The organism is Rhodanobacter lycopersici (assembly GCF_040812335.1).
GTDB classification, from domain to species: domain Bacteria; phylum Pseudomonadota; class Gammaproteobacteria; order Xanthomonadales; family Rhodanobacteraceae; genus Rhodanobacter_A; species Rhodanobacter_A lycopersici.
This window is the reverse complement of the sequence record NZ_JBFOHK010000001.1, coordinates 1,155,533-1,179,964: the sequence shown is the minus strand read 5'-3', so window position 1 is coordinate 1,179,964 and position 24,432 is coordinate 1,155,533. Positions and strand designations below refer to the sequence as shown.

Here is a 24,432-nt window from a genome sequence, read left to right as displayed (position 1 = left end):
TCCGGGTATCTGCTCCCGTCGATGGCACCCACGACCCATGACCCGCATCCGCCTGATCGCCCTCTCCGGCTACCCGCACGATCGCGCCGCGATGACCCGCGGCGTGGCCCGTCTGCACGAGGCCGGCTGCATGGTGGATGCTCTGGACGTGCTGGAGCGCACGGAGCTGCGTTACGCCGGCAGTGATGCCGAGCGGGCGGCCGACCTCAATGCGCTCGCCACGCTGGACGAGTTGCCCGATGTCGCGCTGGCGGTTCGTGGCGGCTACGGCGCCACGCGGCTGCTGGAACACCTGCATTACGACGCGCTGCGTGAGCGCCTGGGCGGAGCCGGAGCCGTGCTGGTGGGCCACAGCGATTTCACCGCGATCCAGCTGGCGCTGCATGCGAAAAGCGGTCTGGTCACGTTCGGCGGCCCCATGCTGGGCCCCGATTTCGGCGCCGAGCACCCGAGTGCGCTGACGGTGCCGCATTTCTGGCGCACCGTGCGCGCGGCGCAGGGCAGTGCGGAGTGGACCAGCAGCGGCGAACAGGCTGTGGATCTCGAAGGCCCGCTGTGGGGTGGCAATCTGGCGATGCTGTGCAGCCTGCTTGGCACGCCGTATTTCCCGCGCATCGATGGCGGCATCCTGTTCGTGGAGGACGTGGGTGAGCCGTCGTTCCGCATCGAGCGCTTGCTGTACCAGTTGCACCTGTCCGGCGTGCTGGGACGACAGCGCGCGCTGATCCTCGGCAACTTCACCGATTGCCGGAACAGCATCTACGACAACGGCTACGGGCTGGCCGAGGGTTTTGCGCAGATTCGTCGCGTGGCTGGCATACCGGTGCTGGACGGCTTGCCGTTTGGCCACGTGCCGGACAAGTTCACCTTGCCGTTCGGTGTGCCGGCGCGACTGCGCGTGGAAGGCGGCAAGGCACGGCTGGATTTCGCCGGCTATCCGCACTTGCCCGATACGCCCACATTACCCTTGTAGACGCGGCGTAGGAGCGGCGTAGGAGCGGCTTCAGCCGCGATTCCATGCACACGGGTCGCGGCTGAAGCCGCTCCTACCGGTCTGCGGCCAGCGCCAGGTAGCGCCGATGCAGCACCAGTACCGCCGCGTCCAGCGTAGCCTCGTCGCCGCTGTTGTCGATTACGTCGTGGGCCAGCGCCAGCCGTTCTTCGCGGCGTGCCTGCTGCGCCAGCATGCGCCGGGCCAGTGCCTCGTCGATGGCGTCGCGGGCGATCAGCCGGGCCAGCTGCTGCTCCACCGGGGCATCGACCAGCAACACGCGGTCGATCCAGCGATAGTGTCCGATGTTCTCGGCCAGCAGCGGGATCGCCAGCAGGCAGTAGGGCGCGGTGTCGGCCAGGGCGCGTTCGTGCAGCCAGTGGCGCACGCGGGGATGGATGATGCCTTCCAGCATTTGCCGCGCTGCCGGATCGGCGAACACGCGGCGACGCATCGCCGGGCGGTCCAGCCGGCCATCGGCATCCAGCACCTCGTTGCCGAAAGCGGCGACCACGGCGGCCAGGCCCTCGCTGCCCGGTGCGACCACTTCACGCGCGGCCACGTCGGCGTCGTGCACCGGCACGCCCAATGCAGCGAAGCGATGCGTCACCGCACTCTTGCCGGTGGCGATGCCGCCGGTGAGGGCGACGACGTAGCTGCGTGTTGCGACGCTCACCGCAGCCCGGTCAGCTGCAGGTAGGTATGCAGCAAAGTGTCGCCGGCCACGAACCACACCCAGCCGGCCATGGCGATGAACGGGCCGAACGGCATCGGCACGCCGCGCTCGTGCCGGCGCAGCGCGATCAGGCTGCCGCCTACCAGGGCGCCGATCAGCGAGGAGAGCAGGATGACCGGCAGCAGTGCCAGCGGCCCCATCCAGGCACCCAGCGCGGCCAGCAGCTTGAAGTCGCCATGGCCCATGCCTTCCTTGCCGGTGAGCAGCTTGAACAGCCAGTACACGCTCCACAGGCTCAGATAGCCGATCGCCGCCCCGACGATGGCGGATGGCGCGGCGACGAACATGGGCTTCAGCGCCAGTAGCAGGCCCAGCCACAGCAGCGGCAGGGTGAGCTGGTCGGGCAGCAGCTGGGTGCGGAAGTCGATGCCGGAGAGTGCGATCAGTATCCAGGTCAGCACGAGCCCGGCCAGCGCCGGCCAGGTCGGACCGAGCTTCCACACCACGATGGCGCTCAGCACGCCGCTCAGCAGTTCCACCAGCGGGTACTGGATCGAAATCCCCGCCTTGCAGTAGCGGCAGCGCCCGCCCAGCAGCAGCCAGCCGAACAGCGGAATGTTGTCCGCGGCCGACAGCGGATGCTTGCAGTGTGGGCAATGCGAACGTTCGCGCACGATGCCGGGCGGCAGGGCTTCATCCCTGGCATCCAGCTCCAGTACATCGCGTGCCTCGCGCCGCCATTCGGCGGCCATGCGCTCGGGCAGGCGCAGGATCACCACGTTGAGGAAACTGCCCACCAGCAGGCCGAGCACGGCGGCAAGGGCGATCCAGGCGGTCAGGGGCAGGTCGGGCATGCGCGGGCTTGATATGCGCCGAGGCGCGGGTCGAAGGCAAAGCTTACGGTGTCGTGTGCAGGAGCGCACCTTGTACGCGAAGGCTCTTGGCCTGATACCGCCCAGAGGGATTCGCGCATAGGGTGCGCTCCTGCACCGGCAGGTTGCAGGAAGGGTGGTTTAGAACGTACCAGCCAGTTTGAAGATCGGCAGATACAGCGCGATCACCATGCCGCCGACCACCACGCCGAGGATCACCATGATCATGGGTTCGAGCAGGGTGGAGAGGGTATCGACCGCGTTCTCGACCTCTTCCTCGTAGAACTCGGCGACCTTGAACAGCATGCTGTCCAGTGCACCGGATTCCTCGCCGATGGCGGTCATCTGCACCACCATGTTCGGGAACAGCCCGGTCTGCTTCATGGCCAGCTGCAGCTGGTGGCCCACCGAGATGTCGTCGCGCATCTGCTTCACGGCATCGCCATAGACCACACTGCCGGTAGCGCCGGAGACCGAGTCCAGCGCATCCACCAGCGGCACGCCGGCATGGAAGGTCACGCCGAGGGTACGGGCGAAGCGGGCGATCGCCGACTCGCGCATGATCTTGCCGAACACCGGCAGCTTCAGGGTCACGCGATCCAGGAAATGGGCGAACTTCACCGAGCGGCGCTTGCCCGCCACCAGGCCCACCACGCTGCCGATGATGACGAGCAGGATCAGCCACCACCAGCTCTTCATGAAATCCGAGGCGGCAACCACGAACTGGGTGGGTGCAGGCAGGGCGGCACCGGCGTTCTTGAAGGTGTCCGCGAACACCGGCACCACGAACAGCAGCATGATCATGCTGACCAGGAAGGCCACGGCGACCACCATGATCGGGTAGAACAGTGCCTTCTTGATCTTCTTCTTCAGCGCCTCGGTGCGCTCCTTGTAGGTGGCCACGGTGTCCAGCACCGTATCCAGCACACCGGAAGACTCGCCGGCACGCACCAGGTTGCGGTACAGCTCGTCGAACTGCACGGGATAACGGCCCAGCGCCTCATACAGCGACTGGCCACCCTCCAAACCCTGTTTCACGTCCAGCAGCATGTTCTTGAAGCGGACGTTCTTCTGGCCGTCGGCGATGATGTCGAAGGACTGCACCATCGGCACGCCCGAGGTCATCATGGTGGCGATCTGGCGGCTGAACACCGCCACGTCGCGCGGCTTGACCGAACTGCCGGCGGAGCCGAACAGCGGCTTGGCACGTTCGCGCACCGTCTGCGGGTTCATGCCCTGGCGGCGCAGTTCAGCCTTCACCAGCGAAGCGTTCTTCGCCGGCATGTCGCCTTTCATGCGCTTGCCGCGCTTGTCCAGCGCCACCCACTCGTACACGGTGAGCTTGCTGACCGCAGCGCGCTCGGCACCGAGCGCGCGCGCATCCTTCTTGGCAGTTGCGGAAGCCGTGGCCATGCGCTGTCCCCCTGGTGGTGCGTTCCGGCGAGCCCTTCAGGCCGCGGAGCCGTTCTGATACCGAAGCTTACGTCATTTTTCTGCCGTGAAACCGTGGCGGCGGCCACAGCTGGCGTAGCAGGACTACCGGAGCGCCACAGGAGCAGCTTCAGCCGCGATTCCCAGGCACCGCACCATCGCGGCTGAAGCCGCTCCTGCGGCGGCGATCAATCCTTGGTCACCCGGTCGATCTCGGTGAGGCTGGTGAGACCCTGCTTCACCTTGAGCAGGGCCGAGGCACGCAGATCGTTGATGCCGGCGGCCCTGGCCGCCTCGGCGATCTGCAGTGCGTTGCCGCCCTGCAGGATGATCTTCTGGATCTCCTCCAGCATCGGCATCACCTGGTAGATGCCCACGCGGCCCTTGTAGCCCTCGTTGCATTCGTCGCAGCCTACCGCTTCGTAGAGGGTGAACCCCTCGTCGATGTCGGCTTGGCTGAAGCCGGCGGCCAGCAGCAGCTGCGGTGGCAACTGTTGTGGCTTCTTGCAGCTGTGCAGGCGGCGTGCCAGGCGCTGGGCGATGATCAGGGTGACCGAGGAGGTGATGTTGTACGGCGCGATGCCCATGTTCATCAGGCGCGCCACGGTCTGTGCCGCGTCGTTGGTATGCAGGGTGGACAGCACCATGTGGCCGGTCTGCGCGGCCTTGATCGCGATCTCGGCGGTTTCCAGGTCGCGGATCTCGCCCACCATGATCACGTCCGGATCCTGGCGCAGGAATGAGCGCAGGGCGCTGGCGAAAGTCATGCCGCGCTTGGCGTTCTGCTGCACCTGGTTGATGCCTTCGACGCGGATTTCCACCGGGTCTTCCACCGTGGAGATGTTTCGTTCGGCGGTATTCAGCATGTTCAGGCCGGTATACAACGACACCGTCTTGCCCGAGCCGGTGGGGCCAGTGACCAGCACCATGCCATAGGGTTTGTGGATGGCGTCCACGTAGAGCTTCTGCTGGTTCGGTTCGTAGCCCAGCTTCTCGATGCCGATCTTCGCCGCCGAGCCGTCCAGGATACGCAGCACGATCTTCTCGCCGAACAGCGTGGGCAGGGTGCTGACGCGGAAGTCCACCGCGCGGTTCTTGCTCAGGTTGAGCTTGATGCGGCCATCCTGCGGCACGCGTTTCTCGGCGATGTCCAACTGCGCCATTACCTTCAGGCGAGAGGCCATGCGATTGGCCAGCTTCAGCGGTGGACTGGCCACGGCACGCAGCATGCCGTCCATGCGAAGGCGTACGCGGTACTGGGTCTCGAATGGTTCGAAGTGGATGTCCGAGGCACCGCGCTTGATCGCATCGACCAGGACCTTGTTGACGAACTTCACCACGGGGGCGTCGTCGTTGGCGGTGGCGTCGATGCCGCCCGGCCCTTCCTCGATGTCGCCACCTTCGGTGTCCAACCCATCCAGCTCGTCACCGCCCATGTCGGGCATCACGTCGTGCATGCTGCTGAGCGCGACGTCGATCGCACGGTTGAGCTGGCTGCGCTCGACCAGGATAGGTTCCACCATGCAGTTGGAGTGGAACTTGATCTCCTCCAGCGCATCCAGCTGCATGGGGTCGGCGATGCCCACGAACAGGCGCTTGCCGCGCCGGAACAACGGCAGCGCACGATGCTTGGTCAGCAGCGCCTCGCTGATCAGGTTGACCGGAAGCTGGGCGGGACTCATTGCCGCCACGTCCAGCATCGGCATGCCGAACTCCAGCGAGGACAGACGCAGCAGGCGCAGGCCGTCCACCAGGTTCTGGTCCAGCAGCCACGAGGCCAGGGTGGTGCGTTGCTGGGTGCTCTCCAACACGGCGCGACGCGCATCGGCCTCCGGCAGCAACCCTTCGGCGACCAGCCGGCGCGCAAGTCCCGTCAATCCCACGAGTGGCGTTTGCGTTACAGATGACATGAAATGGCGGTCCCGAACCCCTTCTGGCGCCGAATCTACCCCAGTCCGCCCCGCAGGTCATCCATGCGACGGGACCGAGGCCGCAGTCGTGACGCCTGCTTCACGTTATGATTCCCCTGACCCGGGGGAGCCGACCGTTGAGCCGCCTTAGCATCATCCTGCCAGCCAAGAACGAAGCCCCCGCACTCGCCGACCTGTTGCCGCGACTGCGTGCCGCTCATCCGGAAGCCGAGATCATCGTGGTGGATGACGGCTCCACCGACGACACCTGCCGGATCTGTGCTGATGCCGGCGTCGTCTGTCTCAGCTCGCCGTATTCGATGGGCAATGGTGCGGCGATCAAGCGCGGCGCCCGTGCCGCCGCCGGCGAAGTGCTGGTGTTCATGGATGGCGACGGCCAGCACGACCCGGCCGATGTAGCGCGCCTGCTGGCGAAACTCGGTGAAGGCTACGACATGGCGGTGGGTGCGCGCGACTGGGGCAGCCAGGCTGGCGTGGGGCGTGGCGTCGCCAATACCCTCTACAACTGGTTGGCCACCCGCATGACCGGTCACGAGGTCGCCGACCTCACCTCCGGATTCCGCGCGGTGCGGGCAGACAAGTTCCGCGAGTTCCTGTACCTGTTGCCCAACGGCTTCAGCTACCCCACCACCAGTACCATGGCGTTCTTCCGCAGTGCCTATCCGGTGGCTTACGTGCCGATCAAGGCGGCGCAGCGGGTGGGCAAGAGCCATATCAAGCCGATCAAAGACGGCGTGCGCTTCCTGTTGATCATCTTCAAGATCGCCACGCTGTATTCGCCGCTGAAGTTGTTCGTGCCGACGAGCGTGGTGTTTTTTTTGCTGGGCTGCGTGAATTACACATGGACTTTCATGCATGAGGGTCGCCTGACGAACGGCAGCACGCTGCTCTGGAGTGCGGCGGTGATCGTGTTTCTGATTGGCCTGGTGTCCGAGCAGATCACGGCGTTGACGTATCGTCGCGATGTCTGATTTGCCAAGGTTGCGCATCCTGCTGGTCACCCGCAACCTCCCCCCACTTGTGGGTGGCATGGAACGGCTCAACTGGCACATGGCCGATGAGCTTTCACGTCATGCCGAAGTGCGGATCGTAGGCCCTGCCGGCTCTGCGGCCACCACACCGGCAGCCGTGGCGGTTGACGAGGTTCCGCTCAGGCCATTGTGGAAGTTCCTGATCCATGCACAGGGGCGAGCCTGGCGCACGGCGCGTGCATGGAAACCCGACGTGGTGCTGGCCGGCAGCGGACTTACCGCTCCTGCGGCATGGCTTGCGGCGCGTGCGAGTGGTGCGCGGGCGGCGGTCTACGTGCACGGACTGGATCTTGTCGTGCGTCATCCGGTCTATCGTTGCCTGTGGCGGCCCGCCTTGCGCCACATGGATCGCGTGATCGCCAATAGCCGTCCCACGGCGGCACTGGCACAAGGCATCGGCGTGAAGCCTGGGCGCATCGGCATCGTGTGTCCGGGCGTGGATTTGCCCGCCGATGCCACGACCCGCGCGCGTGATGCCACGAAGACTGAAGAGCCTTTCAGCACACAGGCAATTGACAGGAAAATAAGTGTTGCAGATTTCCGGCAACACCACGGCCTCGGCAACCGTCCCTTGCTGCTCTCGGTAGGTCGTCTGTCCACCCGCAAGGGGCTGCGCGAGTTCGTTGTCGAGGCGTTGCCGCGCATCGTTGCCGTTTATCCAGATGTCCTGCTGCTGGTGGTGGGTGATGCGCCCAGGGATGCGTTGCACGCACAAGCACAGACACCGCAGAGTATCCAGGCTGCGGCCGAGCAGATGGGGGTGGCGAAAAACCTTCGTTTTCTCGGCGCCGTCACTGATTCCCAGCTTGACTCGGCCTACCGGGCGGCCGACGTGCATGTATTCCCCGTGCGTGATATCCCAGGTGACCCGGAAGGGTTTGGCATGGTGGCGGTGGAAGCGGCTGCCCATGGTCTGCCCACCGTGGCGTTTGCTTCCGGTGGCGTAGTCGATGCGGTGGCCGAGGGTGAATCGGGTTATTTGATCGTCGGTGGCGACTACGCCGGGTTTGCCCACGCCGTGCTGCGCATGCTGGCTGAAACCACTTTGCTGCGGAAAAGCAGCGAGGCATTTGCGCGGCGCTTTGCCTGGAGCGAATTTGGGCAGAAGGTCGCTGCGTTGCTGACGCTCGATGGCTCGACCACTGCCGCGACAGGATGTTCGATGTGACCGTTGCTGCACCAGTCCGCCGGCCCCACGCCATACTCGACTTGGCTTCACGGAGTGCCAAGGCGCTCAAGATCGAGCGATTGCTGGATTTAGCCAACAGGTCGCAACCCATGCATCTGCTGGAAATCGGCACTGGCTCCGGTGGCATTGCGTGCCACTTCGCCGGCCACGGCGTCCTGCGGTGTCAAGTCGTTGCGGTGGATGTCGTGGACAACCGTCGCGTGAGCGACGGATACGATTTCCATCTTGTGCAAGGGGTGGTATTGCCGTTTGCGGATGCCAGCTTCGACGTGGTCATCAGTAATCATGTCATCGAACATGTCGGTGATGCCGGGGCGCAGGCGCACCACCTCTCTGAAATACGTCGTGTGATGAAGCCTGGTGGTGTTGGTTATCTTGCGGTACCCAATCGCTGGATGCTCACCGAGCCGCATTACCATTTGATGTTTCTGAGCTGGTGGCCGCATGGCTGGCGCACACCTTACCTGCGACTTATGCGCAAGGGGGAGTTTTACGACTGTGAACCGCTGGAAAAGCGCCAGCTTGAGCACATGTTGGACAGCGCCGGGTTCGGTTACAGCAACCTGTGTATCGAGGCCATGCGAGAAACGCTTGCCATCGAACGGCCACAAGCGATGATCACACGCGTACTGAGCAGGGTGCCTGATGGCTTGCTGAAGCCGCTGCGGGGGCTCATTCCCACATTGATCTACCGTCTGCAGCTGCAGGCTGGTCGCTGAGCAAGGTCCGTGGGCAGGACATCACATATCCTCGTCTGCGGCGGCGCCGGCTACATCGGTTCGCACCTGGTCCGCCATCTGCTCGAGCGCGGCCATCGCGTCACCGTATTCGACAACCTGTCGACCGGCCATCGTGCGGCAGTCGGAAACGCGGACTTTGCCGAAGGGGATCTGCTTGATTCCGCGGCGCTCGGGCGGGTTTTCGCCAGGGCGCCGGTGGATGCCGTGGTGCATTTCGCCGCGTTGTCGATCGTGGCCGATTCGGTCCGTGACCCGGAGCGTTATCGGCGCAACAACGTGGACGGCACCGTCAACCTGGTGCGGGCCATGCGGCAGGCCGGTGTGAGGCGTCTGGTGTTCTCCTCCTCGGCAGCGGTGTACGGCAACGCGCCAGGGGAATGGATCGACGAAGAAGCTCCGAAGCAACCGATCAACCCCTATGGCGCCAGCAAGGCCATGGCCGAGGATGCACTCGCCGATGCCTGTCGCGACGGTGGGCTGGCGGTGGCTTCGCTCCGCTATTTCAATGCCGCCGGCGCGCACCCGTCGGGGATGATCGGCGAATCGCACCAGCCGGAGACGCACCTGATCCCCAATGTGCTGCGGATTGCCGCCGGCGCCGATGCCGGACCCGTGCAGATCTTCGGTCGCGACTATCCGACGGCCGACGGAACCTGCATCCGCGATTACGTGCACGTGGACGATCTGGCCGATGCCCATCGTCGCGCGCTGGCGTGGCTCGAAGGCCGGGACGGATTCCATCCGTTCAATCTGGGTAGCGGCAGGGGCTTCAGCGTGCTTGAGGTGCTGGAAGCGGCATGCCGGGTGGCCGGTCGGCCGATCCGCAGCATCGATGCGCCGCGCCGGTCGGGCGATCCCCATCGCCTGGTGGCTTCGATCACGCGCGCTGAGCAGATGCTCGGCTGGCTGCCTCTATGCAGTGATCTGGACACCATGCTCGAGACCGCATGGAGATGGCACCGCGCTCCGCGGTTCTGAGCACGAACCTAGGAGGCTCGTGCCGTCAATCCTGCCAGCATGGGTTCCACCCTCCGGATGATCGTGGTCCAGTCGGCTACCTCGACGCCGGCCGGCTTGCGTGCAGCCAACTGGCAAGCGACGGCGCGCGCCAGGTCGCTGGCATTCCCGGCCTGGTAGAGCGCTTGCGGGGTGCCGGCCAGCAGGGCGGGCATGGCTCCGACATCGGAGGCGACCACGGGCAGGCCGCAGGCAAACATCTCGTAGGCCTTCTGCGGAAAGCAGTATCGCCCGAATAGCGTGTCGCGCAGGTAGATCACGCCAAGGTCGAGGGCCTGGAACAGCGTTGCCGTGTCCCGGTGCGGCAGCATGCCGAGGTAATGGACGCGCGGGCCGACAGGGGGCGGCAGGCCGGGATCGGCCGGGCCCGCCAATACCAAGTGCGCATCAGGCATCGCGGCAGCCAGCGTTTGCCACGCGTCGTACAACTCCCCGATGCCGCGGTTCGCGAGCAGGCCACCGGCCGTGCCGATCAGTGTGGCCTGTTCGGGCAAGCCCAGCACTTCGCGCGCTGCCGCGCGTTCGCCGGGCCGGAACACCGACACGTCCACCGTGCTTGGCATCGGCACCACGGTGCCTTGGGCGCGATAAGTTTCGCGCACCAGCGTGGCCAGCGCGTCGCTGGTGGTCGTCACCATGCCGGCAAGGCGCGTGGCCCGGCGCAATGCCGGCACGAAGCCGGGGATGCGCGCCTGGCCGAAGCCTTCGAAGTTGTCGTACAGATCCACGGCGTACGGCAGGCGGAGCTTGCCCGCCAGCCAGGCCGTGAGCGCGACGTGGGGGATGTCCGATGCGCCGACCACAAGATCCGGCTGCAAGCTTCGTAACTGGCGAAGCAAGCGGAACGGGTAGGCAACTGCCCGCAAGGGCGCGGTGGCTGTGCCCAGCGCTCGTGCATGCCACGTCAGCCGGCCAGGTGCGGCCGCATGGATCGAACTCCCTTCGGCGCCGGATCGATAGTCCAGGCAGAAACCGTGTACTTCGTGACCGAGCCGGGCCAGCTGGAACGGAAATTCGTAGAGGCGCCCATAGCGGTCGTCGATGACGTCCTTGCCCATGTAGCGGCGCTTGCAGAGGAAGGCGATCCGCATCGGGCGATCCAGTTCCGTAGTCTTTGTCGACGGGTCAACGCAAGGTATCGATCAAGGTGCGTGCCGCAACCAATGCTGCCCCCACCACCTGATCCATATTGTAGTAGCGGTACTGCGCCAGCCGCCCCACGAAGGTGACGTCCGGCTCGGTCCTGGCGAGTGCCTCGTAGCGCTTGAACAGTGCTTCGTTCTCTTCGCGCGGGACCGGATAGTACGGGTCGCCCTCGGCTTGCGGATATTCGCGCACGATCGACGTGCCGGTGTGTTGCTGCCCGGTCAGGTGCTTGAACTCGGTGATGCGCGTATAGGCGTGATCGTTGGGGTAGTTGATCGTGCCCGTTTCCTGGTATTGCGCTACGTCGGGCAGGTATTCGTGCTCGAAACGCAGCGAGCGATAGGGCAGGTGCCCGAAGCGGTAGCCGAAGTAAGCGTCTATGGGGCCGGTATAGACGGTGTGGTCGCGCTCGATGCGATGGCGCACGTCGTCGAAATCCACGCCCAGCTCCACCGTGATGTTTGGATGGTCGAGCATCGCCTCGAACATCCTGGTGTAGCCGTGCAGCGGCATGGCCTGGAAGGCGTCGGTGAAATAGCGGTCGTCGGTGTTGGTGCGCACCGGGATGCGTGCGGCCACGCCGGCCTTCAGTTCGGACGGTTCCAGCCCCCACTGCTTGCGTGTGTAGTTGAGGAAGAACTTCTCGTACAGGTCGCGGCCGACGGAGTTGAGCACCACGTCCTCGCTGGTCCGCACCGGTTCGCGCGGCTCGCGCACCCGTTCGAAGAACGCGGCTGCACCGGCTTCGTCCAGGTCGAGCCCATAGAGCTGGTTCAACGTGTCGCGATTGATGGGGAACGGATATGGCCTGCCATCTACCACGCCGCGTACTCGATGTTCGTACGGACGCCATTCGGTGAAGCGTGACAGCCACTGGAAGATGCGCTCGCCGTTGGTGTGGAAGATGTGCGGTCCGTAGCGATGCACCAGTACACCGTAGGCGTCGCGTTCATCGTAGGCGTTGCCGGCGATGTGCGGGCGCTTATCGATCACGCGCACGCGGTGGCCGGCCTCGGCCAGTTCGCGAGCGGTCACGCTGCCGGCGAAGCCGGCACCGACGATAAGAGCGGTGTTTTGTGGCGAGAGTGTTGGCACAGTTTGTTCGCTGGTTTGCGGGGTGTTGAAGAACAACATCACGCACTAAGCCCGAAGCGGCGCAGGACTTCGAAGGTCTGCGAGCCGTAATCAAGACGCAAGGCTGCCAGCACGGCCAGATCCAGATCCCCGCTTGCCTGCTTGCCGAGCAGACCATGCAGCGGTGAACCGCGATATCTGCGCCACATTGTCCAGCCTTGGGGTGCCGCGCGGACTGCTGCTCGCGTCCATTGCGAGGCTATGACGCGTTTTGTGTCGGGATGGTCGAAACGGTCGAGCAATTTCAGCAGCCATGCTTCGATCAGATCTAGGTCGTCAATCGAGACGATTGACTGCGGGGCACGAACAAGGTTGTGGGCACGCTGCTCTTCGACGGATGCATTGATGCCTTGCGCTCGAAGCGCTTCGATACGGATACGGCAGGTGACTTCCTCCATCTGCGCCCGTCGTGCGCGAGTTGCCTGCTGCTTGTGGCGACGATAGCGCAACAGAACTTCGGGGAGATTCGCGAGGCGGAATCGCGCAAGTGCACGCACGAACAGATCGTAGTCTTCGGCCAAATTGTAATTCTTGCGGTAGCCGAAGGCTTCAAACACCTCGCGCTTCGCCATGATTGTTGGGTGGCAAATAGTGTTCTGAAATAGCATTGCTCCACGCAGTTCGTCGGCGCCGCAGCACCAGCGCACAGTGCGTGCGATACCGTCGCCGAATTCCTGGAACCAGGTGCCGCACAGCTCCGCGTTGCCGGCTTCGATGAACCGCAGTTGCCGTTCAAAACGATGCGGCAGGCAGACGTCGTCGCCATCCATTCGTGCGATGTAATCGCCGCGCGCGGTACGCAGCATAGTGTTGAGTGCGTGTACGATGCCGCGGTTCGCGGGCTCGCCCATCGCGACGATGCGCGCGTCCTCGGCGGCGGACTTGCGGATGATTTCCCTAGAGTTATCGGTGCTGCCGTCGTCGTAGACAAGAATTTCGAGGTCGCGATGTGTTTGGGCGCGCACACTGTCGATTGCGACCTGCAACCATAGTGCAGCGTTGTGGCATGGGATCAGAACGGAGATTAGCGGCACGGTCGTGGATGGTTACTGTGGGCGGCAAACCAGGGTCAGTTCGCGACTGGTTGCCTTAATGTCGAAGCCGCGCGTCGCGTCAGCAAAAAGATGTTCGACGCCGGGACGGATGTTTTCATGCAGTTCGATGACGATGTTGTCGACCAGTTCGATCCACTCTGCTGCGTCCTGCAGCACTTCATGTTCGGCGCCTTCGATGTCCATTTTCAGCAACGAGACATGGCCGATACCTTGTTCGTGGACAAGTGTCGAGACGCGCCAGCCGGGGATGTTTGTGTCAACGCGGCCGTCGCTGGTGGTGACTTGGAAGGCCCAGCTTTCTGCTTCGCTGGATGCGATGGCGACGTTTTCGTCCTTATTCCAGAGTGCGCCACGTAGGCAATGCACAGTCGGATACGCGGATGTATTGGCTTGCAGAAGGCGGAAGTTGGACAGGTCAGGTTCGATCGCGAAGATCTTTGCTTCCGGATGACGTTGAGCAAGGAAAACACTAGTCAGGCCAATGTTGGCGCCGGCGTCGATGATGGCCGCCATCGGTCCATGAATGCCGTCAGTGATGGCGTATTCGGCTTCGACGAAGACCTGGCGAAATACGGAAACGTCAGTGGTGTTGAGGCGTAGGTACAGCGGGTGCCTGGCCCATTTTTTGGAAACGGGTACGAGCCTTTCCCGATTCGTGAGGATGCAGTGCAATGCGTGCAGCATGCCGATAGTACCGAAGATGCGCCAATAGAGCGCGAGGCCGCGAAGGCTCTTCAAAGGACGAGTTAGGTAGTGGAAATTCATTGGACTATTACTTGCGTCCTATCAAAGGAGATCAACCATTAACCGATTTATCGATTGATGCTCGAATTATCATCAGAATAATCGGGTAACGGTCAATTTTCGCTTGAAATAAAGCAGTGTGACATAGAGGGGTGTCGCCTGCCGTTGCAGCCAACGTAGCGGCCCGGGTGGGGAAGAGACGTCAGCGATGGCGGCCTTGGTGATGCGCAGCCCAGATGGCCAATTCCTGATGCGCTGGGTAGTAATCCGTTGGCATGCGAAGTGGAATATACGGTAGGAGATATTTTGCCAGTAGAGAGCCCTTGTCTGCTTGTACATGGCAACGGCTTTTACGATGGCTGTCGCGATTTCTTCGATATCCTTTGGGCGAGGTGTTGCCAGAATACTCGTTGGATGCTGTCGGTAGCCGACCAAGGCGCGTCCGATGCTGATCGTCTTCCTACTGTTCCAGTGGTGCCAAGGAGTGGTCGCCGTGTCTTCAAAGCGAGCGCCCTCTGGGAACGGATGTGACCGTACAGTGGAGGTTCGGTAGACTCTTGCCCATGCGTAACATTGAAATATGGCTGCGAAGTCGTCTGGATTTGCTGTGGTCGTTGTACCGGTCGCGGCGCTGGCAATCTTAAGCGGGCCGAGTGCGTGGCCTTCACGATTGGTAATGATTGCGTCATATTCGATCAGGTCCGGGCACTCGGATATCAATGGCAATACGGTGGAAAGATAGTCCGGCAGCCAGATATCGTCGGCATCCAGAAAGGTCACATAATCGGTGGTAACGAAGTCGAGGCCATTGTTGCGTGCAGTGCTCGGGCCGGCATTTTTCTGGGTTATGATACGAACGATATTCGTGTGGCCACGGATAGCTGTGGTTGCCACTTTCAGGGTGTTGTCGGTAGCGCCATCGATAACGATAATGACGTTTACATTTTCCATGCATTCTGGCTGCTTCAAAATCGACGCAATACATTCGCCAATGTAAGCGGCGGCATTGTAAGCGGGAATGATAACGCTCAATAATTTGGAGTCGACAGTCATTATGTATCCGGAATCCATCGTTCTCTGCGCATGAAATCTATTATTGTCTCGACAGAAGATTCTTGGGAGATGTCATCAAAAGCAACACATTTTAACTTGGTCCGTGCGTCCCGATAAGTATCATGCATCAGCTCTATCTCAAGCTGTTTGAGTAATGACGGCCACGATGATGCTTTGGCTCCGGGCGTCATGCGTTCCGGGTCGAACTGAAATTGCCGCTCATTGTCTAAGTCGCAGTTTCCTTCGATAATCAGAAAAAGCACGGGTTTATCCAGATGCAGATAATCCATGTAAATCGACGAATGATCGGTAATTAGAGCGTTTGACATAGACATCAATGGATACAGGTCGGAGTTAGGATCGCACAAATGTAGATGCCGGCCCTGTATGCACCCTGCATTCTTGTCGAAAGGGTGCAGTTTGAATACCATCTCGACTTTATTTTCGTTGCACCATGCATCTATTGCGGCTGAGGTTTCGGGGTCGAGAGATATGGCAGAGCTTCCCGAGTCGCGAAATGTTGGGGTAATCAGTACCATGCGCTTATTGTCGGGGATCCAGTTCTGGATTTTCGAAGAAATAACTGGGTCGACGTTCAGATGGACTGCGTCGTGGATATTTACTGGGATTCTTTCGAAGATGTTACGCGGATATCCGCAAACAAGAGAGTGGCGACTCAAGAATGCTTTCTTGAATACTTTGTCCCGATAAAAAGTTGAGGGTGAGATGAAAGCATCATAGATGGGCAGGCGGCCTGTCACGAAGGCTGTGACTAAGTGACCCCAGAATCGCAGGGTGCATCCCGGTCTTTTCGATTTCTGTGCTATATGCCGCCATAGATCGAGTTCGATTCGTTTGTAACCTATGCCGTGCCATAGTTGGATGAGTTTCGCGCCGAGAAGAAAATAGGAGCGCCCATGGCGTGTCCAGTCCACCGAGTCTACTATGACCGTTCCGGCGCGAAGCAAAAGCCAAATGCTGCTTCGTGTTGGGAAGCGCACTACTTCGTAGTCGGTGTTTGCGAGCAGGTTCACCACATCTTCGCGTTCGGTCACAAACGCGACTCGTACATGTGGTTTCAAAATTACTGTCGCGCTCAAGAAGAAATACTTGGCATTGTCAAGAAATTTGCCGTCTTCACGGCCAATGACGATCACCCAGTCGCGTCTTCTGGGTATTAACAGAAGTGGAGAGAAAGCGATCCAGCAGCATGCTGCCTTGAGGATTGTTGCCAAGTTAGTTATTGAGCGGCTGGCGCGATCAACGGCGAACATCAACGACCTCGCCAGTGGCTTCCGAAAGCATCACTTCGAGCGTGGCTTGCGCAACAGTATCGGGATCAAGTAATTCCGAAAGGGATTCATTTCCGAAGTTTTCGGTGCGCATTGGCGTGGCGGTGCGTTCCGGATTGATGGCATTGATGCGCACGCCGAAGGGCAGAAATTCTTGCGCCAGTCCTTGCATGAGATTGACTACAGCCGCTTTTGTCGCCGAATAGATTGCCGAGCGGGCGCGTCCACGCGTATACGAACTCGATGTGAACAGAGAGATGCTGCCACCGTTCCGGTGCATGACTTCAAACGCTTCTCGAGCCACAATAATGCTGCCGCGTAAGTTCGTGGCAAGCTGTTCGTCGATCACGTCATATCCTTGCCCGGCAAGAAGGCCTGTGCGCAGTATCCCGGCAGTATTGGCGACGAGGTCTATACGCCCATGCTCATACATGGCTTCCACCAGAGCTTTGCGCACGTTTTGAACATCAGTGATATCAGTGCCCGTACTGCGTGACAGGGGAATGACCTGCGCCCCGGCAGCACGTGCGATGGTTGTGATACTCTGCCCTATGCCGCGGCTGGCTCCGAAAACGATCAATACCTTGTCATGCAGGGCATCAGTCAACAGGTGTCCAGACATTGGCCTTGTGCGCAATTGAAAGAGGCGGTCGGCAAGATATATGTCGGAAGGATATGTCACCTTGATGTTGTTGACATCGCCTGCCACTACATGAACCTTGTCCAGGCCATAATGCAGAATGAGGCCGCAATCGTCCGTCACTTTTATACTGTCATCAGTTGATGCCAATGCATGGGCTTTGCGCAAAAGACCGGCACGAAACGCCTGTGGTGTTTGACCCAGGCGTAGGCGTGACCTGTCAGGGATTTCGACTATCGATTCATCATCTGCTAAGCGAATGATAGTGTCCGGTGAGGGGATGCCCGTATCCACCGCATCGTGTACGTCGAGCGCGTCTACGCAGCGATCGATGGTTTCCCGGTCAAGCAATGGACGGACGGCATCATGTACCAGAACCTTGTGGTCATCTCCTGTGATCGCAACGATGCCGGATGCAGAGCTCGCCCGACGCGTTGCGCCGCCGATTACGATGCGCGTGACCTTGCGGTATCCGGCATTGTTGACGATAGCTTCGGTCAGAGCGAGGCTGTCGGCGGAGACAACGATGATGATTTCGTCGATTCGCACATGCTGTTCGAAGACATCTATCGTGTGCTCCAGCACCGTCTTGCCGGCAAGCTTGAGAAACTGCTTTGGAGTTTCCGAACGAAAGCGTGTGCCTGTGCCGGAGGCCAGGACTATGGCGATGCATGGGACATTTTTTTGTGTCGAATCGGTCATGATCTTTTGAGTTGTCATTTCTTTCCACGAAACAAAAAAATGCCATCTGCTTGAAGCAACTCTCCTGTTGAGTAGTCCATGAATCCGGGTTCTATTCCGACTAGGTCAAATCCGAAACTCTCAAGCATGCAGCATGTTTCCGTGAAGTTCGTTTGGTCCGAATAGAGCGGTCGGAAGGACAGCTCCAGTTGGATCAGCTTCATGCGCTGGAGGCACGCTTTCGCACCATGCAATACGCGATTCTCGTAACCTTGCACGTCCAGCTTAAGCCATATGTTTCTTGCATCCCCGGAAATTTCTTCGAAGACATTGTCCAGTGTGCTGACATGGATCTTCTCGCTTGCGATATAACGCGAATTGGGTGCGAATTTCTCGTGTGTTGACAACATGGGCAAGATGAAGCTACTTATTGAGTTCTCGGAAATGTGAAGTTCAACGTCCTCCTCGCTGTCGCCGAGTCCTGAATGAAGCGCTACCCAGTTACCATCCGACCGGGCGGTGGTGTTCAATTCTCGAAATGCATGAGCCATTGGTTCGAAGGAAACAATCGAACCTCTATATCCAAGATTGCGGAGCGATTTTCCGTACTGTCCAGTGTTGGCGCCAACATCGATCACAAGGTCGATGGAGTGAAATTCCATAAGGCGCTGTCGACGATCCAAAGGCATCAGCAACCGTTTGCGCTTCGTCAACGTATATCCGAATGCGCGAAGCATCCTGGTGGCCAGCTTGTCTAAGGTGGTTGGTAACAACATGATAATTCGTCTAGTGAAGGTGTCCTAATACGGGCAATGATTGTGGGCATTTCGCCAGTTATTTGGTTGCGTTGGTAGTACGCAGGAATTCAGGATGACCCTGGCTCACTTCAAATATTTGCTGGCAATGTCGCAAGGAGGCCTTCTTGTGTGCTATCACGATAATTGTCTTTTTACTCGACAAGTTGAGGATGGCTCCGTTCACTGTTTCCTCGGTTTGTGCATCCAGCGCGCTGGTCGCCTCGTCGAAGAAGAGTACCGGCGCGTTGCGATACAACGCCCGCGCAATGCCGACACGCTGGCGCTGTCCACCGGAGAGGCGGATGCCGCGGTCGCCAATGGCCGTATCGTAGCCCTGCGGCAACTCCCCAACCACGAATTCGTGGATTTGCGCCGCACGCGCAGCACCCTCCACTGCTTGCATGTCGATTCTGTCGCGGGGCACGCCGAAGGCGATGTTCTCGGCCACGCTGGCGTCAGCCAGGAAGATGTGTTGCGGCACATAGCCGATGGCGCGCTGCCAGGCGGCGACGTTGCCGGTATCGATTTCCGTGCCATCGACGCTGAGCATGCCGGCCTCGGGCCGCAGTAACCCCAGCAGCAGATCCATCAGCGTGCTCTTGCCGGCGCCGCTCCTGCCCACGATGCCGACGCTGGTATTGGCGGGGATGACCAGGTCGAAGCCGTCGAAGACGGGCTTTTCCGGCGCGGACGGGTAGGCATAGCGCACACCTTGCAACCGGATTTCCCTTTGCGGAGCAAGTACGGATGTCCCGGTCACTTCCTGTTCCACGGCCAGGGTCAGGTCGTGATGGATGGATTGCAGCGCCGCCGACGAAACTCGCAGCTTGGCAAAACCGCGGTACATGATCTGCGCGGCGGGGAGCATGCGGTAGGCCGCAAAGCCATACAGGCCCAGCGCAGGCAGCACGTGGGCGATGTCGTTCGAACGCAGCAGCAGGGTGAGTGCGACCACAATCAACATGCTGTATCCGGTGGCTTCCACTAGGTAAAGCGGTGATTGGCTCAGTGTGTCGTTGGCGGCCATGTGGCGCGAGAACAGGCGAGAGGCGCCCTCGAACTGCCTCTGGTAGGCCGCTGCCGAATGGGTGATCTTCACGTCCTTGATGCCGCCCAGCGCCTCGTTGCAGGCCAGGTAGCGCTGGCCGTTGGCGGTTTGCCGCTCCTTGCCGATATGCGCCAGTCGCTTGCGCACCAGCCCGTAGATGGTGCCGTACAGCAGGGACAGTACGGCAACGATGCATATGGCGGTCAGCGGGTCGTAGCAGAAGATCAGCAGCGTCATCGCCAGCACTACGGCGCCTTGCGCGATCAGTTGCGAAAGCGGCTGGATCAGTTCGAACAGCAACTGGTCGACCTCCGAAAGCACGTTCTTGCCGAGGACCGAAGCATTGCGGGTCAGGAAGAACTCGTAGGGCTGGTGCAGGTAGCGCGACAGCAGGCGTGCGCTGATGGAATGCCGCTCCAGATGGACGAAGCGGTTCAGCAGGTGCAGGGTCACAGTCTTGAAGACCGAGGAGCTGATGACGAGCGTGATCGAGGCAAGCCCCAGGGCCAGGATGAAGCCACGCGAGTCATGGAAGCCGAATCGCTGGTAGACGGCATGCAGTAGCGGATTGTCGTGGATGATCGCGGGCCGGCCCAGTACCGAGAGGAAGGGCATGATGGAAATCACGCCCAAGGTTTCCGCCATGGCCATCAGGATGACCAGCACCAGCATCCAGACGGCTTTGCGTCTTTCCGAAGGGGTGAAAACGGTCCAGATTTTCTTGAGGTCGGCGATCATTCAAAGGGAGCAGAGTGCGAGTCGGGCCTGGCGTTTCGTGCCCTTTCGGGCGTGGCATGTTGCCTTGTGGCGGCGGGTTTCTCCATATACGCGCTTTCTTCGTTCGCGACCACGGCTGTGGCTCATGGGTTCGTCTTGGGGCTGGGTTGCGACGGCGTGCTGAAAAGGTTCTGCAGGTTTTCCAGCGTGCTGTCTAGGCTCCCCCCGATGTTCAGGCGTTGCAGTTGCCGGTATTCCGCTTGGGCTTCGGCCGTCTTGCCGGCAGCCACCAGCATGCGTATCACGGTGATGTGGTAGGCCGGCTCGTTGGGGGATGCTGCCACGGCAGCCTCCGCCATGCGCAGTCCCAAGGGATAGTCTTGCAGCACATTCCATGCATAGTCGCCATACATGGCGAGTAACCGCGCACTGGGGTGGGGGTGTGACAGGGCCGCCAGGAAAGCCTGGACCATGCGGTCTTTGGGCAGTTCACATTCGCCGTCGCGCTGGCATTGGGTCAGCGCGGCCAGTGAGCTGCCGTCCTGTACGCCGGGCGGACGTAGCTTGAGCTTGGCGATCATGGTGTCCCACCACTCGGCTTTCAGCGGCCGGTGCAGGCGGGCATTGAGGAAGATCAGCGCCTGTTGCGGCAGGATGGACGACTCGGGGAACCGCATGGCGCGTTCAAGCGGTGCATACGCCATTTGTGTGAATGGCGATGCCGGATCGTAATGCGAGTAGATGATGTAGGTGCGCCCAAGTTCGTACTGGGCGCGCGGCGAAAGGGGGGCGCGTGCCGCCAGCGCCTGCGCGAGAGTCAGGGGCGAGCTCCAGGCCAGTGCTGTGATCGCTGTCATGATGGCCCAGAAGGCGATCAGCCCAGCGAGCACGGCACGCCGCAACCGGGGGAGTGGCAAACCCATGTCGAGCTGATTGACTGCGCTTGCCGATGGCGTGGAAGCTCCATCGGACGTGGCGAGTGAGCCGCGAGGAGCCGCCAGGAACGGCACAACGGCCAGTAGGACGCCGAAGCTGGCGAAGTAGTTGCGATGCTCGTACACCAGTTCCAGCGGAAGAATGGTGCCGGTCAACAGGTGGCAACCGAGGTACAGGGCAATGCCCAGCGACAGCAGGGGCAGGCGCCGCCGGAAACGGAACATGCAGAAGATCAGTGCGATTATCGCGACGATGCTCGGCAGCGTGGTCCATGGGTGGAACAGACCGGTCGAGGTCCGCACATCGTCGTGGTAGAAGGACAGGGCATGCGCGGTGGGCAGCAGCGTCCAGACGATGTAATCCGTCACGATGCGCGCCTCGGTCAGCAACCGCGTGCCCAGGGTGAAGTCGCGCGTGGCCCAGTAGCCCGGACTTAGCACCTGCGGCAGCAGCCAGGCCAGGCCGGCAACCATGGGAATCACGAGCGTGATCGCGAACAGGCCAAGGATGCGCTTGTCGGTGCGTGGCGCATCCCCGTCGGTACGGCGGGGCCGGAATATCACCCATTCGACGGCAGCGGCATAGAGCGGAAGCATGACTGCCGTTTCCTTGGCCAGTACGCCTACACCGGTGGCGACGACCAGGCTGGCGGTGGCCAGCACGAACCCGCCACTTGCGTGACGCAGCATGCGTTGGCGGCCGCATACATAGCCGAGCAGGCCCGCCAGCACGAACAGGTTGGCGAGGCTTTCCATGCGCTGGACGACATAGAGCACGCCGGTCAGGTTGATCGGCAGCAGCATCCAGCCGGCGGCGATCAGTGCAGCGACCGTGCCTGCACGACGGGCTTCAGCCGCGTCATCTGCAAGCTTGCCGTTTGTCGTGACTGAAGGCGGCCCCCCCTTTCTTGCAGCGGCGAGCAGCATGCGCGCAAGCAGGAACACCAGCGCCCCATTCAGCAGGTGGATGACGAGGTTGGTCAGTTTCCAGCCGAACGGATTCAAGCCGCCGGCAAGGTAATTGACAGCAAAGCTGAGCGAGGCAAGCGGCCGTTTGAACTCGCTGGATGGCGAGGATAGCGCGGCGCTGACCAGCGACGGGATGCTGGCATCATGTGGTTGCACCCCCTGGTTGTCGACGATGTTGGGGTAGTCATCGAACAGCCAGCCGCCGTACAGGCCGGGCCAGTACACGATGGCCGTGATAGCCAGACCCGCCAGCAGGATCAGTTTGTGCAATGAGAGGCGCATGGGCTGGGCGTCGACGTGCGAGGTGTGGCGTTGGCGTGGTTCGACATGGTCGCTTCAGTCAGTTCCTGTTTCAGGTGGGCCAGCTCGTGTGGCCAGTAACGCTGGCGGGACAAGACCCACTCATGGACCATCGCCATGCCGAAGCTTGGTGGCATGGCGTTGCCCTGCACCTGTTCGTAATGGTCCAGCATCCGGAGGCCCAACGATGGATGGCCGTACGAGCCCAGCGTGGCGGCGGCTTCAAGCGCCATGCCGGGTCGCACGTGCTGGTCGAGTGCCCGCATGAAGTCCGACAGTGCCAGATCGGGCTGGTGCATGGTCAGGGCGGTAAGGCCCTTCAGGTAAATCAGGTCCTGTTGCATGCCCGCACTCTTGAGGTTCGGGTTCTGCAGGCCGGCGTCGATCAGCGTGAGCAGGGTTTCCGGAGTCAGGCCGGGGCATCGGCCTTCGGAGGCGACGGGCAGCATGCGTTCGTACCAGTGGGCGATCAGCGCACCGACATCGGCGGTGCTGCGCATGGAGGTCAGTGCGATCTCCATGTCCCCCGGGCGGAGTCCTTCGCCGGCCATGCATCGTGCACCGATCAGGTTGAAGGTCAGCTGGGTCTGGCTCGGCTCGGTGGCAAGCAGTTTCTGGAGACGGGCCGCGGCCGCTTGCGGATGACCGTGGCCCATTTCGACCTCGGCCGCATTGGCCTGCGCGCGCGGGGAGTCCGGGTTGATGTGCGCCCATATCAGCGCCTGGGTTCGCACGTTGCCCCAGACCTGGGCGCGCGCATGGGTCATGCCGGCCAGCAACAGCGGAATGACCGCCAGCAGCATGATCTTGGCCAGGCGCAGAGTCCTCAAGTCGGCCAGCCACAGGCCCAGCGGCCAGAACATCAGCAAGGCCGGGATGTAGTTGCGATGTTCGAAATAAAGCTCCAGCGGAATGGAACTGGATTCCAGCGACTGGCCGGCGAAGTAGAACAGCAGGGCCAATGCAAGTGCGGGGTGCCTGCGCCGCTGCCACCAGGCGCCGCCGATCAGTGCCAGCACGGCAAGCAGGCAGGGAAGGGTGGAGGCGGGGTGCAGCCAGGATGTCGAGACGGCGAACTGGTCGTTGAACAGGCCGCTAGTGAAGGGGCGGGGAATCCATAGCAGTTTCAGGTAGTCCACCAGCACCCTGGGTTCGGTCAGCAGGCGCTGGCCGATGCTCCACGGGCGGGCGCCCGCGTGACCACCATGGATCGACCCGAGCACACCCTTCCATGCCAGATAGCCAAGAATGGCGAATGCGGGTACCGCGCAGAAGAGCGCCACGATGACCCGGTTCGTGCGTTGCGACGCAAGGCTCTGCATGACGTGACGCGGCATGAGCACAAGCAGCTCGATCAGCAGCGCATACATGGGGAGCAGCGCGCCGTTGGCCTTCGCCAGGGTGCCCAGCAGCGTGAATCCGCCAAGGCCGGCGATCATCCATGCTGGCCCGGATTTCAGGTGGCCATCGCGCAGACACGCCCGACCGTGCAGCCACAGCAACAGTCCCGCCAGCACGCAGGTGGCAGGCAGCATGGCTTCGCGCTGCACGATGTAAAGCGTGGTGGAGAGCAGCAGCGGATGGAGCAGCCACGCGCCACAGCCAAACCACGCAGCGATCCGCGCCCGACGCGCATCCACGTCCAGCAGCATGCCGAGCCTGACCAGCAAGGCATACAGCAGCAGGCCGTTGCACAGGTGCAGAATCACGTTGGTGAGCTTGAACGGATACGGGCTGGCCGGCCAGTTGCGCGCGTCGATCAGGAAAGTGAGCAGGGTCAGCGGCCGGCCGGTGGGATCGGCCATGCCGGAGGTGATGTAGCGCCAGAACGTGGCCCAGTGTGTCACCGGGCCGCTTGCGCCGATCGCAGGCAGGTTGGCGAAGTCGTCGAACAGGAAGCCGCCGGACAGGCCCGGGTGGTACACCCACCATGTCAGCGTCAGGATCGCGAGAAGAGCCAGTGCGGGCCAGATCCAAGACGCGCTCAGCGACGCTTGCATCCAGGTGTGTCTCGGTGGGGCGGTGTGTTTGTGCGAGGCGGAT

20 protein-coding genes are annotated in these 24,432 nt (G+C 61.6%); 5 read left to right on the top strand and 15 right to left on the bottom strand.

The genetic code is table 11. The annotated features are described in order from the left end of the window. Positions 1-37: 37 nt before the first annotated feature. Positions 38-973, top strand: a complete 936-nt coding sequence (ldcA, locus tag ABQJ54_RS05375) for a muramoyltetrapeptide carboxypeptidase (RefSeq protein WP_367853236.1) — start codon at positions 38-40, stop codon at positions 971-973. 73 nt (positions 974-1,046) lie between these two features. On the opposite strand, the gene coaE is transcribed toward ldcA, so the two are convergent. The 4 genes from coaE to pilB form a co-directional block, all read right to left on the bottom strand. Next, positions 1,047-1,667, bottom strand: coding sequence for a dephospho-CoA kinase (gene coaE / locus ABQJ54_RS05370; protein WP_367853235.1), 621 nt, complete (start codon positions 1,665-1,667; stop codon positions 1,047-1,049). Then, positions 1,664-2,521 carry a prepilin peptidase gene (locus tag ABQJ54_RS05365; RefSeq protein WP_367853234.1) on the bottom strand — a complete coding sequence of 286 codons (858 nt, stop codon included), beginning with the start codon at positions 2,519-2,521 and terminating at the stop codon, positions 1,664-1,666. Before ABQJ54_RS05365 ends, coaE begins: the two co-directional genes overlap by 4 nt. A gap of 159 nt (positions 2,522-2,680) precedes the next feature. Next, positions 2,681-3,952: a type II secretion system F family protein gene (locus ABQJ54_RS05360; protein WP_367853233.1), complete on the bottom strand. Its 1,272-nt coding sequence runs from the start codon at positions 3,950-3,952 to the stop codon at positions 2,681-2,683. Positions 3,953-4,158: 206 nt separating this feature from the next. Further along, on the bottom strand, positions 4,159-5,880 hold the full coding sequence (pilB, locus tag ABQJ54_RS05355) for a type IV-A pilus assembly ATPase PilB (RefSeq protein WP_367853232.1): 1,722 nt from the start codon (positions 5,878-5,880) through the stop codon (positions 4,159-4,161). Between the two features lie 137 nt (positions 5,881-6,017). On the opposite strand from pilB, the gene ABQJ54_RS05350 reads away from it, so the two are divergent. From ABQJ54_RS05350 to galE, 4 genes are read left to right on the top strand one after another with little or no spacing between them, the layout of a single operon-like run. Beyond that, positions 6,018-6,872, top strand: a complete 855-nt coding sequence (locus ABQJ54_RS05350) for a glycosyltransferase family 2 protein (RefSeq protein ID WP_367853231.1) — start codon at positions 6,018-6,020, stop codon at positions 6,870-6,872. After that, on the top strand, positions 6,865-8,100 hold the full coding sequence (locus ABQJ54_RS05345) for a glycosyltransferase family 4 protein (RefSeq protein WP_367853230.1): 1,236 nt from the start codon (positions 6,865-6,867) through the stop codon (positions 8,098-8,100). The genes ABQJ54_RS05350 and ABQJ54_RS05345 overlap by 8 nt, the downstream gene beginning before the upstream one ends. Further along, complete coding sequence (locus ABQJ54_RS05340) at positions 8,088-8,840, top strand: class I SAM-dependent methyltransferase (RefSeq protein WP_367853229.1); 753 nt, start codon at positions 8,088-8,090, stop codon at positions 8,838-8,840. The genes ABQJ54_RS05345 and ABQJ54_RS05340 overlap by 13 nt, the downstream gene beginning before the upstream one ends. Before the next feature lie 9 nt (positions 8,841-8,849). Further along, a complete protein-coding gene (gene galE / locus ABQJ54_RS05335; RefSeq protein ID WP_367853228.1) occupies positions 8,850-9,839 on the top strand; it encodes a UDP-glucose 4-epimerase GalE in 990 nt (329 codons plus the stop codon). Between the two features lie 8 nt (positions 9,840-9,847). Here the strand turns inward: galE and ABQJ54_RS05330 are convergent, their stop codons facing one another. The 11 genes from ABQJ54_RS05330 to ABQJ54_RS05280 form a co-directional block, all read right to left on the bottom strand. Next, positions 9,848-10,969 carry a glycosyltransferase family 4 protein gene (locus tag ABQJ54_RS05330; RefSeq protein WP_367853227.1) on the bottom strand — a complete coding sequence of 374 codons (1,122 nt, stop codon included), beginning with the start codon at positions 10,967-10,969 and terminating at the stop codon, positions 9,848-9,850. A gap of 34 nt (positions 10,970-11,003) precedes the next feature. Continuing rightward, positions 11,004-12,158, bottom strand: coding sequence for a UDP-galactopyranose mutase (gene glf / locus ABQJ54_RS05325; RefSeq protein WP_437343322.1), 1,155 nt, complete (start codon positions 12,156-12,158; stop codon positions 11,004-11,006). Then, on the bottom strand, positions 12,158-13,192 hold the full coding sequence (locus tag ABQJ54_RS05320; protein WP_367853225.1) for a glycosyltransferase family 2 protein: 1,035 nt from the start codon (positions 13,190-13,192) through the stop codon (positions 12,158-12,160). Before ABQJ54_RS05320 ends, glf begins: the two co-directional genes overlap by 1 nt. Positions 13,193-13,204: 12 nt before the next feature. Further along, complete coding sequence (locus tag ABQJ54_RS05315) at positions 13,205-13,978, bottom strand: FkbM family methyltransferase (protein WP_367853224.1); 774 nt, start codon at positions 13,976-13,978, stop codon at positions 13,205-13,207. Between the two features lie 72 nt (positions 13,979-14,050). Next, on the bottom strand, positions 14,051-15,010 hold the full coding sequence (locus ABQJ54_RS05310) for a glycosyltransferase family 2 protein (RefSeq protein ID WP_367853223.1): 960 nt from the start codon (positions 15,008-15,010) through the stop codon (positions 14,051-14,053). After that, positions 15,010-16,284: a CDP-glycerol glycerophosphotransferase family protein gene (locus ABQJ54_RS05305; protein ID WP_367853222.1), complete on the bottom strand. Its 1,275-nt coding sequence runs from the start codon at positions 16,282-16,284 to the stop codon at positions 15,010-15,012. Before ABQJ54_RS05305 ends, ABQJ54_RS05310 begins: the two co-directional genes overlap by 1 nt. Beyond that, a complete protein-coding gene (ispD, locus tag ABQJ54_RS05300; RefSeq protein WP_367853221.1) occupies positions 16,271-17,662 on the bottom strand; it encodes a 2-C-methyl-D-erythritol 4-phosphate cytidylyltransferase in 1,392 nt (463 codons plus the stop codon). The genes ABQJ54_RS05305 and ispD overlap by 14 nt, the downstream gene beginning before the upstream one ends. Beyond that, entirely contained in the window at positions 17,659-18,399 is a 741-nt protein-coding gene (locus ABQJ54_RS05295; RefSeq protein ID WP_367853220.1) for an FkbM family methyltransferase, read from the bottom strand. The genes ispD and ABQJ54_RS05295 overlap by 4 nt, the downstream gene beginning before the upstream one ends. Positions 18,400-18,457: 58 nt before the next feature. Continuing rightward, the gene (locus ABQJ54_RS05290) at positions 18,458-20,206 is read right to left on the bottom strand and encodes an ABC transporter ATP-binding protein (RefSeq protein ID WP_367853219.1); all 1,749 of its coding nucleotides are present in this window, start codon (positions 20,204-20,206) and stop codon (positions 18,458-18,460) included. Positions 20,207-20,328: 122 nt separating this feature from the next. Next, entirely contained in the window at positions 20,329-22,371 is a 2,043-nt protein-coding gene (locus ABQJ54_RS05285) for a tetratricopeptide repeat protein (protein WP_367853218.1), read from the bottom strand. Continuing rightward, positions 22,347-24,389 carry a tetratricopeptide repeat protein gene (locus tag ABQJ54_RS05280; RefSeq protein ID WP_367853217.1) on the bottom strand — a complete coding sequence of 681 codons (2,043 nt, stop codon included), beginning with the start codon at positions 24,387-24,389 and terminating at the stop codon, positions 22,347-22,349. The genes ABQJ54_RS05285 and ABQJ54_RS05280 overlap by 25 nt, the downstream gene beginning before the upstream one ends. Positions 24,390-24,432: the final 43 nt, after the last annotated feature.